We start from the raw sequence: 12,624 nt of genomic DNA on the forward strand, positions 1-12,624 counted from the left end.
CGTCAGGCGTCGGCGTGCTTGCCGCGGCGGGCAAGGTCGCGCAGGGCGTCGGCCGCGTAGATCACCAGAGCGACGAACGAGAGCCCGGCGAGCCCGCCGCCGAGCCACAGGTCGTTGATCGTCGCGTCCGCGTACGCGGCGCCGCGCTCCTGGTAGCCGACCGCGAACGGGGCCGCGACCAGCCACAGGCCCGCCAGGAACAGGATGACGAGGGCGGACACGCCCAGCCTTGCCTTCATCGGTTCTCCTCCGCTCCGACGAGGGACGTCCTGCCGTTCTGGCGGTGCTCGCCAGAGCGGGGGGTGGTGTTCAGGTCCTCACGCAGCGCCTCGACGAGCGGGGCGAGCAGGCTGGCCAGCTCGGCCGAGGACGACTGCGGCGCGGCGGCCGGCACGGGCTCGGGCTCCGGCTCGGGACGGCGCGGCTTCGGCACCACCAGGCCACGCGCCACCAGCTCCTCGTGGATGGCCAGCACGAACGCGATCACGCCCGCGAGCCCCACGACGGCCACCCCGAGGCCGGAGAAGAACTCCGAGTGGGTGGCGTTCGTCCAGTCGGCGTTCTCCGGCTGGGTGCCGAGGGCGAAGGGCGCGATCATCAGCCACAACCCGGCCAGCGCGGCCAGGGCCGCGACGACGGCGCCCACGAACTTGCGAATCATGACGAGATTCCTCCTGTGACGAGGTCCTTCTGTGGGGGCGTGGCCTGCGCGATCAGAGCGCGCGAGGTGGGCCGCAGCACGCTCTGCGCGACCGATCTCGCCCGCTCGCGCTCCGAGCGGTCGTCAGGCGGCGCCATCTTGGCGACGGCGGTGAGGAGCGCGGAACGTTCCCCGTTCACCCGCTCGACGCGCTGGGCGATGAGCTCCAGCAGCAGCCCGGCCAGCACCAGGTCGTCCTTGCCGAGTTGCGGGGGCTGCTGGGGGAGCGCCGCCGCGTTCGCGCCGCGCAGCGGCAGCTCCTTGAGGAAGAGCGCGGCGAGGAAGCCGAGCAGCGCGATGGGCACGCCGACGAGGAACACGGTCTCCAGCCCGCGCGTGAACGCCTCCAGGACGATGTTCTTGATCGGCGTCGGGAGCTGCTGAATGGCGTCGGGGCTGCCGAGCTTGACGTCGGAGCCGCCGGCCGTGGCGATGTGCGCGGCCCGGAGCATCTCGGCGATCTCGTCCTTGAGCCGGCTGGTCAGGATCGCGCCGAACGCGGCCACGCCCACCGCGCCGCCCAGGGACCGGAAGAACGACACGCCCGACGTGGTCGAGGCCATGTCACGCGGCTCGGAGCCGTTCTGCGCGGCCAGGATCAGCATCTGCATGGACAGGCCGAGCCCGACGCCGAGCACCGCGACGTCGAACCCGATGAGCCACTCGCTGGAGTCCACGTGCAGCCGGGACAGCAGGAACAGCCCGATCGCCACGATGAGCAGGCCCGCGACCGGGAAGATCTTCCACCGGCCGGTCTGGGTGACGATCTTCCCGGAGATCACGCCGGCCAGGAACAGCGCCACCACCATGGGCAGCGTCATCAGGCCCGAGTTGGTCGGGCTGAGCCCCTTGACGATCTGCAGGTACTGCGGCAGGTAGATCATCGCGCCGAACATCGCCATGCCGACGAACAGCGAGGCGAGGCTCGTGAGCACGAACGTCGGGTTGCGGAACAGGCGCGGGGGCAGGATCGGGTTGCGCGCGGTCCGCTCCGACAGCACCGCCAGGGCCAGCATGAGCAGGGCGACGGCAGCCAGCAGGTACGTCCAGACGGAGTTCCACTCGAACTCGTTGCCGCCCAGCGTCAGCAGCAGCATGAGCGCGCTCGCGCTGGCCGTGATCGTGGTGGCGCCCCAGATGTCGATGGAGGTGCTGCGCTTGACCTTCGGCAGCTTCAGCACCTTCTGGATCACGATGAAGGACACCAGCGCGAACGGCACGACCACGTAGAAGCACCACCGCCAGCCCAGCCAGTCGGCGTCCACGATGAACCCGCCGAGCAGCGGCCCGGCGACCGTGGAGATCCCGAAGACGGCCCCCATGTAGCCGGAGTAGCGGCCACGTTCGCGGGGCGAGACGATGTCACCCAGGATCACCTGCGACAGCGCCGACAAACCACCAACACCCAGGCCCTGTACGGCACGAGCCGCGATGAGCTGCCCCATGTCCTGGGACAGGCCCGCCACCAGCGACGCCGCGACGAACAGCCCCAGCGCGGTCTGGAAGAGCAGCTTGCGGCCGAAAAGGTCGGACAGCTTGCCCCACAACGGTGTGGAGACCGTCATGGTCAGCATGGTCGCGCTAGCGACCCACGAGTACTGGTCCTGACCGCCAAGTTCCCCCACGATCGTCGGCAGCGCGGTGCCCACCACCGAGGTCGAGATCATCGACGTGAGCATGGCGAGCATGAGCCCGGACATGACCTCGAGGATCTCGCGGTGGGTGTAGTGACGTTTCGTGAGGGATGCGGCCTGAGCCTGGGCTACCAAGACACAACATCCCCTTCTTACAGATTTAGCCAAGTTGAAGTATACGCATGTTTACTAGCCGCTCGGTAAGTGGGTGTGCGTTCAGTAGAGTGCGGGCATGAACCCCCAGGTGACTGAGGCCAGGCCGCGCGACCGTGAGGCCACCCGGGAGCGCATCCTGCAGGCGGCTCGCACCCTCTTCGGCGAGCAGGGATACGAGCAGGTGACCGTCCGCATGATCGCGGCGGCGGCGGAGGCCAACATCGCCTTGGTGGGCCGTTACTTCGGGTCGAAGGCCGGGCTGTTCGGCGCGGTGCTGCAGGGCGAGCCGACGTTCAGCAGGTTGTTCGACGGCGACCCGGAGACCCTGGCGCGGCGGCTGGCCGAGTACGCCGCCGAGCGCATGCGCCATCCCCCGGACAGCCCGATCCTGCGCACGCTCGAACGTTCCGCGGGCCATCCGGAGATCCACGAGGTGGTCAGGGAGCGCCTGATCACGGCGGTGCTCAAGCCGCTGGAGGCCAGGCTCTCCGGCCCCGACGCGCCCGCGCGGGCCCGTATGGCGGCGGCGGTCTTCCTGGGCATCGGGGCCATGCGCCGCCGCGTCGGCCCCAGAGACCCCACGCCGGCCGACGTCGACCGCCTGACCGCCGTCTTCGAGGCGTGCCTGGCCGGTTGAAAGTTTCACCTGTCGAATGGGCCCCGACCTGCGACGACGGCTTGGAGATCGATCCGATGTCTTGGTCGGGGGCCGTTGGGCTACCTAGCATCCGAGGTGCCCGTGGGAGCGCTCCCACACGACGGACGGAGTTTCCACATGTCTCGCAGCAGGCCCGTGTTGGCGGCTCTCGTCACGGCGGCCGCCATGGCCGCGGCGGGAGCGGTCGTCCTGTCCACCACCACCGCGCAGGCCGCCGACTCCGCTTTCTACGTGGATCCCCAGACCAACGCCGCCAAATGGGTGGCCGCCAACCCCGGCGACAGCCGTACCGCGGTGATCAGGGACCGCATCGCCGCCGTCCCGCAGGGGCGCTGGTTCGCCACCTACAACCCCTCGACCGTACGCGGCCAGGTGGACGCGTACGTCGGCGCCGCCGCCGCGGCGGGCAAGATCCCGATCATGGCGGTGTACGCGATGCCGAACCGCGACTGCGGCGGCGCCAGCGCGGGCGGCGCGCCCGACCACACCGCCTACCGCGCCTGGATCGACGAGATCGCGGCGGGCCTGGCCGGCCGCCCCGCCTCCATCGTCCTTGAGCCCGACGCCCTGGCGATCATGACGAACTGCATGAACTCCAGTGAGCAGGCCCAGGTGAAGGCGTCGATGGCCTACGCCGGCAAGAAGTTCAAGGCGGCGTCGGCCCAGGTGAAGGTGTACTTCGACATCGGGCACGACGGCTGGCTGTCCGCCTCGGAGGCGGCCTCCAGGCTGGTCAGCGCGGACATCGCCAACAGCGCCGACGGCATCGCGGTCAACACCTCCAACTACCGCGCCACGCCGGGGCTGGTCTCGTACGCCAAGAGCGTCATCGGGGCGACCGGCGTGTCCAGGCTCAATGCGGTCATCGACACCAGCCGCAACGGCAACGGCCCGGCCGGCAGTGAGTGGTGCGACCCCGCGGGCCGGGCCACCGGCTTCTGGAGCACCACCGAGACGGGCGACTCGGCCATCGACGCCTACCTGTGGGTCAAGCCGCCGGGCGAGGCCGACGGCTGCATCGCCGGGGCCGGGCAGTTCGTGCCGCAGCGCGCGTACGACCTGGCGGTGGCGGCGCCCACGCCCACCGTCACCCCGACGGTGACCCCCACCGTCACCCCCACCGTGACGCCGACCGTGACGCCGACCGCCGGGCCCGGTGGCTGCACCGCCACGTACAAGGTGACGAGCCAGTGGACGGGCGGCCACCAGGGCGAGGTCACCGTGAAGAACACCGGCTCGGCGCAGACGAACGGCTGGCGGGTGGCCTGGACGCTCCCGGGCGGCCAGACGATCTCGCAGCTCTGGAACGGCACCCTGTCCGGCACCAGCGGCTCCGTCAGCGTGACGAACCTGACCTGGAACGGCGCGCTGGCCGCGGGCGCGAGCACCACGTTCGGCTTCCTCGTCAACGGCCAGAGCGGCACTCCGTCCACCGTCGGCTGCACCGCTTCCTGACCACCATGAAATAACGCGCCTTTCGCCGCTGTTGTCCACGACCAGGTCGAAGCACACTGCGAAAGGCGCGTACTCATGGCTCTGCCGCTGTCCATCCTTGATCTGGCGCACATTGGCGAGGGCGAGACCGCGGCGGACAGCTTCGCCGCCAGCGTGGCCCTGGCCCAGCGGGCCGAGGAGCTCGGATACCGGCGCATCTGGTACGCCGAGCACCACAACATGGACAGCATCGCCTCCTCCGCCACCAGCGTGCTCATCGCGCACATCGCCGCCCACACCCGGACGATCCGCCTGGGAGCGGGCGGCGTCATGCTGCCGAACCACTCGCCGCTGACCATCGCCGAGCAGTTCGGCACGCTGGAGACGCTGCACCCCGGCCGCATCGACCTCGGCCTCGGTCGCGCCCCGGGCAGCGACCAGCAGACCATGCGGGCCCTGCGCCGCTCGCCCGCCTCCGCCGACCAGTTCCCGCAGGACGTGCTGGAGCTCCAGGGCTACCTGACGGGCGAGACCCGCATCGCCGGCGTGCACGCCACACCGGGCAAGGGCACGAACGTGCCGCTCTACATCCTCGGCTCCTCCCTGTTCGGGGCCCAGCTCGCCGCCGCGTTCGGCCTGCCGTACGCGTTCGCCTCGCACTTCGCGCCCGCCGCGCTGGAGGAGGCCGTGGCCGTCTACCGGCAGGAGTTCAAGCCGTCGGCGCAGCTCGACCGGCCGCACGTGATCGCCGGGCTGAACGTGATCGCGGCGGACACCACCGAGGAGGCGCAGGAGCAGTTCCTGGCCTCCAAGCGGCTGAGGGTGAGCCGGTTCCTCGGACGCGGACGCACGTTCACGACCGAGGAGGCCGACATGATCCTCGACTCGCCCGCCGGGCAGCAGCTCGTGCAGATGGCCAAGTACTCGGCCGTCGGGAACGCCGCCGAGGTGCGGGCGTACGTGGAGTGGTTCGCCGGGCACGCCGACGCCGACGAGCTGATCGTGGCGTTCTCGGCGACCGAGAGGAAGGCGTGGATGCGCTCGGCCGAACTGCTCGCCGAGGTCGCCCTCTAGTCGGCGACGAGCCGCGAGCGGTGGCCCTCGTGCTCGCGCTGCCGCCGCACCACGTACGTGCCGGGCGCGCATCCCGAGCCCCCGTGTTCGGGATGCAGCAGGTAGACGGGTGCGGTGGCGGTGAACACGCCGATGGCCAGCCCCAGGGCGTCACGTACGTCCGCGGTCCAGCGGGCCCGGCCCGGCTCGGCGACGAGCGTGTGCGGGTTGCCCCCGGCCGCCCCGCGCAGCAGTTCCACGCCTTCGGGGGGCACGGGCCGCCACCCGGCCCTGTCCCACACGGTGACGTCCGCGATCGGCATCGGGACGACGATCAGGTCGCCCTGGGCCTGGAGGCCGTCGATGACGGGGATCCGCGCCGACCGTTCGAGGTGGTCGAGCACGGAGAGCCCGGTCCAGGTGGTGAGTTCTTCGAGCGTCATGGTCATGTGAATCACCTTCAGGTTCTGCGGAGGAGTCTGGAGTACTGCTCGGCGGACAGCCCGTACGTCCAGCCGGCGGCGGCGATCGGATCGGTGAGGAAGCCGGGCACGGTCAGCCCGTAGCGGCGGCGATGGCCGTCGCGCTCGACGGAGCCGTTCACCGCGAGCAGCACCCTCGTCTCCCGCCGCATGTCGTAGAGCCGCAGCTCGACGCCCGGATTGCCGGGGTCGGGCGCGGTGGCGAGCAGCCGCAGACCGGCCTGCTCGATGTAGCGGGCCCAGCCGAGGTTCTCGATCGCGCACCGCCTGACCTCGACGTTGCCCTGGTTCGCGATGCGTTCGGCGGTTGGGTCCGTGATCACCCAGTCCGGCACCGGGGTGCCGTGCCAGGAGTGCAGGGACCAGCCGTCCGCGTAACGCACGGCGGGGCCGTCGGAGCAGTGCAGCCGCCGGTCCCCCCCGTCGTCCCCTTCGGTACGCAGGGCGACGGGCCGTTCGGAGACGACGCAGACGTGCTCACCCGGCCACCACCAGTGGCACGACACGGCCGCGGCCGCCCACGCCTCGAACTGCCTGCGCTGCCCGTCGGTGAACACCACCCCGGCGACCTCGCGCAGGGCCTCGCAGTGGGCGATCCAGCCGCTGGACTGGGTCTCGTACCAGTGGTGCTGCCAGCTCACCCCCCAGCCGTGCGCCTGCTGGAGCACCGGGTACAGGCACTGCCGCAGGATCTGGAGCAGCGGGAAGTACACCTCCCGCCTGATGAGCTGGTCGATCGGCAGTTGCAGCCCGCGCACCTTGGACTCGATGGCATGGCGCAACTCGTTCCTGAGCGCGATGAGCCGGGGTGGCAGTGGCCATTCGGTCACCCGTTCGCCACGCTCGCGCGGCCCGAGGCCGGGCGGCGCGGTCACCAGCGCGGTGAGCGGTGAGGAGACCCAGTGGAACCGGGGCGGTGGCCGCCCGATCAGGTGGTACAGGGTGGAGATGGCCGCCTCGGCGGCCGGACGATCGGCGGGCAGCGTCGAAAGCGCTCGGCCCAGCCAGCGTTCGTGGAGCGTGGCAGCCTCCCGCTGCGCGTAGTCGCTCACCGGTTGAGGGCGGTCTCGCCCTCCCTTCGCATGATCATGGCACCGATGGTGACAGACGGCCGCCGCGTGTGTCCACCCCGAATCACTCCTGCAGCGGATGCCGGAGCTGGTACGGGCCGGTGGTCTCCGAGGCCGGCGCCGGTGCCAGGCCCGCCGCCAGGAGCTGGGTGCGCAGCGTGACCACCGTACGTTCGAGTGCCCTGATCTGCGCCTGCAGGCGGCGGATCTGGTCACGCATGGCCGTGGACGAGGTCTGCTCGGTGGTCAGGTCGGCGCTCACCTGGTCGGCCTGGCTCTGCATCCGGTTGAGCTGGCGCTCCATCTGGGTGAGCGCGTCCTCGTAGATCGTCTTGGCCCGCAGGAAGGCGTCGGCGTCCACCTTGGAACGCTCCAGTTCGGCCTGCCGCTCGACCTGGAGCAGCGCGGTCTGCTGGGTCTTCCTGTTGGCGTCGGTGGCCGAACGGAAGGCCAGGTAGGCCACGCCGAGCGGGACGACGGCGATCGCCGCCTGGATGAGGATGTCAGTCAGACTCGACATCGCCGCCTCCCGTGGGCCTGATCACGCCGGTGTAGGCGATGCCGTCGTCGCTGTGCCACGCGCTGACGGTCAGCGCGATGGGGAACTCGGTGCCGTCACGTCGCAGCCCGACCAGGGGGATGATGCGGCCGGCCAGATTGGAGGAGCCGGTGGCGCGCACCCTGGACAGGCCCGCGGCGTGCAGGTGGCGCAGGCGCGGCGGCATCAGGATGGTCAGAGGTCGGCCCACCGCCTCCTCGGTACTCCACCCGAACAACGCCGCGGCCTGCGGGTTCCAAGACTGTATCGTGCCGGTGGCGTCGGCCACGATGACCGCCGCGCCGCCTGTCGCGCGATCCACCGGGACGGCCTCGGGCCAGGTCGCGATCAGCGCGATCCAGCCGCCGAACGCCAGCCAGACCGCCGCGCCCACCCAGCCGCGCGGGTTGTCGCCGGTGAAGGTGGAGAGCAGGTACACCAGGCCGTAGAGCAGGAGCAGCGCGGTGGCCATGGCGAAGGCGACGCGGTCGGAGCGCAGGAACATCTGCACCAGGCAGAGTGTGCCCGTGACGCTCCAGGCCAGCGCCCACACGCCCAGCGGCGCGATGGAGTGGAGGACCGCGTAGTGGGGGGTCGAGTGCGGCACCCCCGGAGGAAAGGCGAGAGAGGCCGCGACGGCCTGGCACACCAGGCCCACGAAGGCCAGTGAGGCGCCGCGACGGCCGATGCGGCGCAGGACGCGCGGGAGGGCTCCATTACGCACAGTCACTAGATTAATGCAATTTGTTGACTATGAGGAATGGGGCCATGGCCGTTTCCACCATGCGTGCAGGCCGGATATCGCGGGACATCGGGGGGTGGACCGGCTCCGGATGGCTCGTTAGAGTGACCGCATGACTACACTGGGCTACGACGTAGATGCGCTTCGTACCGCGTTTCCCAACTGGTCGTTCTTCTTCAGCGACGAGGGGGTCCTCTACGCGACCAGGCGCGGAGTCCGGCTCGAAGACTCCGAGATCCTCAAGGGGCTGCACCAGACGGTGAGCGCGAACGACGTCGAGACGGTCGTCGATCTGCTGCAGGATCAGGAGCGCGTGGCAGCGATGTCATGACGCGGTCGTCCTGGGCTCAGAGCACGGGAGGGTCGAAGTCGAAGTCGAGGCGGCGACGCCGCTCCGCCACGTCCACGTCGGGGTGTCCGGGCCCGAGGACGCGCAGGTAGCGCTGGAGCGTGTCGGCCACGAGGTCGTCGGCCGTGCTCCGCTCGCCGAGCTTCGTCAGGTCGACCACCAGGTTCGCGGCCGCCGCGAGGGTCAGGGGGTGATCCTCGCCCAGCAGCAGGCGCAGGCGGGTCAGCGTGTCCTCGCCCAGCCGCCGGGCCTGCTCGTGCTCGCCCGTCTCGGCCAGGTCGCTGGCGAGGTTGATCGCGCAGGTGAGGGTGAAGTGGTGGTCGCGGGTCAGCCGGCGGTCGAGCCCTTCGAGTGCCCTGCCGTCGAGGGCGACCGCTTCCTCGGCCCGGCTGTTGACGCGTAGCAGCAGGGCGAGGTTGGTGTCGCAGCCGTACTTGAAGGGGTGGTCGGCGCCGTACATCGTCCGGAACTGGGGGGTCAGCTCTTCGATCAGCCGCAGCGCCTCGACCGTGTCGCCGGAGGCCCGTTGCGCGTTGGCCAGGCACAGGCCGGCGGCCAGGGTGTCGGGGTGGTGCATGCCGACGGTGCGCACCTGCTGCTCGTGGAGGCGCTGCGCCAGGTCCAGGGCCTCCTCGATCTTGGCGTCGCGGCGCTTGGCGATGGACAGGTCCTTGGCGACCCGCAGCGTCCAGGGGTGCTCGACGCCGAGTTGCTCGACGCCGAACTCGTAGGCGTCCTCGCCGATGTCGCACGCCTCGCGGTACTTGCCGCTCAGCCGCATGACGCGGGCCAGGCCGTTCCAGGACGACAGCACGTTCATGCTGCTGGCCCCCGAGCCGGGCCGCCGCTGCAGGCGGAAGGTCTCCGACTGCAGGGCGAGCGCCTTGGCGTAGTCGCCGGTCAGCAGGTGGTCGAGGGCCAGGTTGTTCATGGCGCGCAGGGTGCGGCGGTGCTCGGTGCCGAAGACGGCCTCGTGCCGGGTCACCGAGTCGAGGTCGTGGTGCAGCGCCGCCGAGAAGTCGCCGCTGAAGCGCAGGTCGGCGCCGTGGCTGTTGAGCAGCAGCAGCGTCTCCTCGTGGTTGTCGCCGAGCACCTCGCGCATCCGGGCCAGCAGGTGCTGGTTCAGTTCGAACGACTCGGTGAGCTTGCCCAACTCGCGGATGATGATGGCCAGGTGCCGCTGCGCGGACAGCACGTTCTGGTCTTCGCCGCCGCTCTGCCACTGGTCGATGCACCGCTCGACCAGCATCTGCGCCGACTCGAAGTCACCGGACGAGTAGAGGTAGCGGATCATGGTCAGGGTGAAGCGCCGGATGCGGGGGTCTTCGGCGCGGTAGACCCCGGACGGGGTGAGGTGACCCAGCAGGCCGCTGAACCGGGGCCACGCCGCGGTGTCGTCGGCCTCGTACGGAGCCGCCGCGGAGGCCAGCAGGAGGTGCGCCTCGTTGCGCATGACGACCCGCTCCTCCTGCGGGAGGTCGTCGCGCAGCAGGGCCTGGACCAGCCGGTGGACCTGCAGCGTGCGGCTCGCGGAGTCGATCCTGACCAGGGCGTAGCGGCCCAGCTCGCGCAGGATGCGGCTGGTCAGGATGGGGTCGGCGAGCGTCTCGGCCAGCCGCGACCCTTCGGCGAACTCGTTGGGCAGCCGGTCGAACAGGTCGCGCGGGATCGGCTCGGGCCCGAAGAACGCGCAGCAGCGCAGCAGCTCGACCGCGACCGGCATGCGCGTGGTGAGCTGCGAGACCGACAGCGCCCACGCGGCCGACATCGACAGCGGGTAGTCGGCCGGCTTGTTGGTGCCCAGCAGCCGGGTGGTCTGCTCGTCGAGCAGCCTGAGGTAGTCCTTGACCGAGATGGTGGTCTCGACCTGCAGCGCGCCCGCCTGCTCCAGGGCCAGCGGCAGGTCGCCGAGCGCCTCGGCCAGCTCGTTCGCCTCCTGCGTGGTGATGCCGTGCGGCACCCGCTTGGTGAGGAACTCGACGCTCTCCGAGCGCGGGAAGACGTCGACCGCCAGTGTGTCGACCACGCCCTGCCAACTGTGGTTGCGCGAGGTGATCAGCACGTGGCCCGGCCCGCGGGGGGCGATCGCGTTGATCTCGTCGACCTCGTCGGCGTTGTCGAAGATGAGCAGCCACTTGGTGTACGGCACCCCGCGGCGCAACGTGTCGAGCGCGGCCTCCGCGGCCTCCTCGACGCCCGCCGAGGTGATCGGCAGCCGCAGCTCCCTGGCCAGCCCGGCCAGCGACGACTTCACCAGCATGGGCTGGTCGGCGGGGATCCACCAGACGAGCTCGTACTCGGAGCGGTAGCGGTGGGCGTACTCGATGGCGAGCTGGGTCTTGCCGACGCCGCCCAGCCCGTGCAGCGCGTGCGGGACGACCGCTGTGACGTCGGACCTGAGCCCTTCGTGCAGATTTCTCAGCAGGTCGGTCCGGCCCGTGAAGTTCATGTTCCGCTGCGGAACCCGGCCCCAGACGACGGGCAGATGCCCAGAATCCGGCGAATAGTGCGAAATCGACACGATTACCGCCTCTGTATGACCCGGGTCTTTAATTGAGCTTAGACGTCCAGAGCACGCCGGTGAACCCACGGAGTGCCACTCTCGCCAGGTCTTCACAACCGTGCGAGGATGAGTCTCGCACAGTTGTCTCCCGGCCCGGAGTGAGTTATGGAGAGCGTTGACGGAGAATACGGCGGCGGCCTCATCGACGTGAGCGGCTGGAGCCTCGGCGACCTCGACGGGTTGCCCTCCTCGCCCTTGACGTCCGCCCTGCGCCGACTGGTCGAAGAGTCCGGTTCCGGGCCGGTCGCCGGTTTTCAATCCGCGCTTTGAATCGTGACCGCCAGGTCTTAACCTGAACCAGCACCATTGTGTTGCGGGCGGTTTAATTCTCAGGCACAAGATGTGTTGGTCGGGGATGGGCGCGTGTGAAGGATGCCGACTGGGACCGACTGGTCAGACAGTTGCGTCGGGGGGATTGCACGCCCCTTCTCGGCGCGGGCGCATGTTACGGACGGTTACCCGCCGGAAGGGAACTCAGCCAGAAATTCGCCGCCCTCTATCAGTATCCCTTCGCCGACGCGCACAACCTGCCGCGCGTCATGCAGTACGCGGTCACGGCGAACGGCGACCCGGTCGACCTGAAGCACCAGGTCTGCTCCTACCTCCAGGAGTACGTGCCGCCTCCCGGCGTCCACCCGCCGGCCATCGACCCCCACACGGTGCTGGCCCGCTTCCCGATCGAGACCTTCCTCACCACCAACTACGACGACTTCATGGCGACCGCGCTGCTCCAGGAGAAGGAGTGCCGCAAGGACCCGGTCGTCCAGTCGCCGACCTGGTGGGACATCGAGGTGGAAGAGCCCGCGCTCGGCCTGCCGACCTTCGAGGAGCCCCTCGTCTACCACCTGCACGGCCGCTGGGACGACCCCGGCTCGCTGGTGCTCACCGACGACGACTACCTGACGTACCTGGTGAACATGGTCGAGGCGCGCGCGGCCAACGACCAGCCGCCCCTGCCCAGCACCGTGATCAGGGCGATGACCTCCCATCCCCTGCTCTTCGTCGGCTACAGCCTCCAGGACTGGAACTTCCGCGTCCTGTTCCACGGGCTGCTCAAGGCGATGCCGCTGATCAGGCGGCGCCGGCACATCAGTGTGCAACTGTTGCCGGATCTCGACGAGTCGGTGGCCGACGCCGCGGAGCGGGCGCGCGACTATCTCGAGAGATACCTCAACGACTGGAGCATCACCATCTTCATCGGCACCACGCAGGAGTTCTTCGAGCAACTGCGCAGCAGGATGTGAG

The 12,624-nt window shown here is 70.0% G+C and carries 14 protein-coding genes; 6 read left to right on the forward strand and 8 right to left on the reverse strand.

Going from position 1 to position 12,624, the window contains the following annotated elements; genetic code table 11:
* Positions 1 to 2 precede the first annotated feature (2 nt).
* Genes FAF44_RS04165 through FAF44_RS04175 form a run of 3 tightly spaced genes read right to left on the reverse strand, consistent with a single transcriptional unit; the run spans position 3 to position 2,469 of the window.
* Complete coding sequence (locus FAF44_RS04165; RefSeq protein WP_237101642.1) at positions 3 to 239, reverse strand: hypothetical protein; 237 nt, start codon at positions 237 to 239, stop codon at positions 3 to 5.
* A complete protein-coding gene (locus FAF44_RS04170; protein ID WP_237101643.1) occupies positions 236 to 661 on the reverse strand; it encodes a hypothetical protein in 426 nt (141 codons plus the stop codon). The genes FAF44_RS04165 and FAF44_RS04170 overlap by 4 nt, the downstream gene beginning before the upstream one ends.
* Positions 658 to 2,469 (reverse strand): MDR family MFS transporter, encoded by a 1,812-nt coding sequence (locus FAF44_RS04175; RefSeq protein ID WP_272894035.1) that lies wholly within the window; start codon positions 2,467 to 2,469, stop codon positions 658 to 660. The genes FAF44_RS04170 and FAF44_RS04175 overlap by 4 nt, the downstream gene beginning before the upstream one ends.
* A 97-nt stretch (positions 2,470 to 2,566) precedes the next feature.
* On the opposite strand from FAF44_RS04175, the gene FAF44_RS04180 reads away from it, so the two are divergent.
* The 3 genes from FAF44_RS04180 to FAF44_RS04190 all read left to right on the forward strand — a co-directional run bounded on the left by FAF44_RS04180 (position 2,567) and on the right by FAF44_RS04190 (position 5,656).
* Positions 2,567 to 3,127 carry a TetR/AcrR family transcriptional regulator gene (locus tag FAF44_RS04180; protein ID WP_237101645.1) on the forward strand — a complete coding sequence of 187 codons (561 nt, stop codon included), beginning with the start codon at positions 2,567 to 2,569 and terminating at the stop codon, positions 3,125 to 3,127.
* A 138-nt stretch (positions 3,128 to 3,265) separates the two neighbouring features.
* The gene (locus tag FAF44_RS04185) at positions 3,266 to 4,603 is read left to right on the forward strand and encodes a glycoside hydrolase family 6 protein (protein ID WP_237101646.1); all 1,338 of its coding nucleotides are present in this window, start codon (positions 3,266 to 3,268) and stop codon (positions 4,601 to 4,603) included.
* A 75-nt stretch (positions 4,604 to 4,678) separates the two neighbouring features.
* Positions 4,679 to 5,656, forward strand: coding sequence for an LLM class flavin-dependent oxidoreductase (locus FAF44_RS04190; protein ID WP_237101647.1), 978 nt, complete (start codon positions 4,679 to 4,681; stop codon positions 5,654 to 5,656).
* Here the strand turns inward: FAF44_RS04190 and FAF44_RS04195 are convergent.
* From FAF44_RS04195 to FAF44_RS04210, 4 genes are all read right to left on the reverse strand, one after another.
* On the reverse strand, positions 5,653 to 6,084 hold the full coding sequence (locus FAF44_RS04195; protein ID WP_237101648.1) for a hypothetical protein: 432 nt from the start codon (positions 6,082 to 6,084) through the stop codon (positions 5,653 to 5,655). The genes FAF44_RS04190 and FAF44_RS04195 overlap by 4 nt on opposite strands.
* A gap of 11 nt (positions 6,085 to 6,095) precedes the next feature.
* A complete protein-coding gene (locus tag FAF44_RS04200; protein ID WP_237101649.1) occupies positions 6,096 to 7,169 on the reverse strand; it encodes a DUF6745 domain-containing protein in 1,074 nt (357 codons plus the stop codon).
* 82 nt (positions 7,170 to 7,251) lie between these two features.
* Positions 7,252 to 7,707, reverse strand: a complete 456-nt coding sequence (locus tag FAF44_RS04205) for a hypothetical protein (protein WP_237101650.1) — start codon at positions 7,705 to 7,707, stop codon at positions 7,252 to 7,254.
* Positions 7,691 to 8,449 (reverse strand): PAS domain S-box protein, encoded by a 759-nt coding sequence (locus tag FAF44_RS04210; RefSeq protein WP_237101651.1) that lies wholly within the window; start codon positions 8,447 to 8,449, stop codon positions 7,691 to 7,693. Before FAF44_RS04210 ends, FAF44_RS04205 begins: the two co-directional genes overlap by 17 nt.
* A 130-nt stretch (positions 8,450 to 8,579) precedes the next feature.
* On the opposite strand from FAF44_RS04210, the gene FAF44_RS04215 reads away from it, so the two are divergent.
* The gene (locus FAF44_RS04215) at positions 8,580 to 8,798 is read left to right on the forward strand and encodes a hypothetical protein (protein WP_237101652.1); all 219 of its coding nucleotides are present in this window, start codon (positions 8,580 to 8,582) and stop codon (positions 8,796 to 8,798) included.
* 16 nt (positions 8,799 to 8,814) lie between these two features.
* Here the strand turns inward: FAF44_RS04215 and fxsT are convergent, their stop codons facing one another.
* Positions 8,815 to 11,337, reverse strand: coding sequence for an FxSxx-COOH system tetratricopeptide repeat protein (gene fxsT, locus FAF44_RS04220; protein ID WP_308193278.1), 2,523 nt, complete (start codon positions 11,335 to 11,337; stop codon positions 8,815 to 8,817).
* A gap of 147 nt (positions 11,338 to 11,484) precedes the next feature.
* On the opposite strand from fxsT, the gene fxsA reads away from it, so the two are divergent.
* A complete protein-coding gene (gene fxsA, locus FAF44_RS04225) occupies positions 11,485 to 11,649 on the forward strand; it encodes an FxSxx-COOH cyclophane-containing RiPP peptide (RefSeq protein ID WP_237101654.1) in 165 nt (54 codons plus the stop codon).
* Positions 11,650 to 11,918: 269 nt separating this feature from the next.
* Positions 11,919 to 12,623, forward strand: a complete 705-nt coding sequence (locus FAF44_RS04230) for an SIR2 family protein (RefSeq protein WP_237101655.1) — start codon at positions 11,919 to 11,921, stop codon at positions 12,621 to 12,623.
* Position 12,624: the final 1 nt, after the last annotated feature.

Origin of the sequence: Nonomuraea sp. MG754425 (genome assembly GCF_021699195.1) — a bacterium.
GTDB lineage: Bacteria > Actinomycetota > Actinomycetes > Streptosporangiales > Streptosporangiaceae > Nonomuraea.